Origin of the sequence: Rothia sp. HMSC062F03, from assembly GCF_001836905.1 — a bacterium.
Taxonomy (GTDB): Bacteria; Actinomycetota; Actinomycetes; order Actinomycetales; family Micrococcaceae; genus Rothia; species Rothia mucilaginosa_A.
Map to the genome: position 1 here is coordinate 1 of NZ_KV830896.1, position 406 is coordinate 406.

Here is a 406-nt window from a genome sequence, read left to right on the forward strand (position 1 = left end):
CAACTTCTGCCAAGGACCAGTCGCCGTGAAGTCGCGACCGATGATGTTCTCAAAACTTTGCCCCACATCCCCCTTGTAAGAGTTGTACCTATGGTAGGGCCTCTCACGGCGTATACCGCAGCGCAGCCCCATCTGACGCATCATCTTCAAAACCGTCTTATCAGCAATGCGCACCCCTTCCTCAGCGCGCAGGCACATAGCCACCTGCCTGTGACCACACCCGTTGGGGGTACGCGAAAAGATCTGGGCGACCTTGGGCCGCAGATACGCTCTGGTTGGCTGCTGGGGGTGAGCCAGCGCGTAGTAGTAGCTCGACCTGGCAAGGCCTGCAGCCTCAAGGAGGTCGTACAGCTTGTGACCATGCCCTGAAAGCTCGGCGACCACTAGGGCTTTGTCCCGGTTTGGG

General features: G+C 59.1%; 1 protein-coding gene. It reads right to left on the reverse strand.

What is annotated here, in order from left to right; genetic code table 11:
- A partial coding sequence (locus tag HMPREF2674_RS07645; protein ID WP_210400132.1) for an IS3 family transposase occupies nt 1–406 on the reverse strand: 406 nt, incomplete at both ends.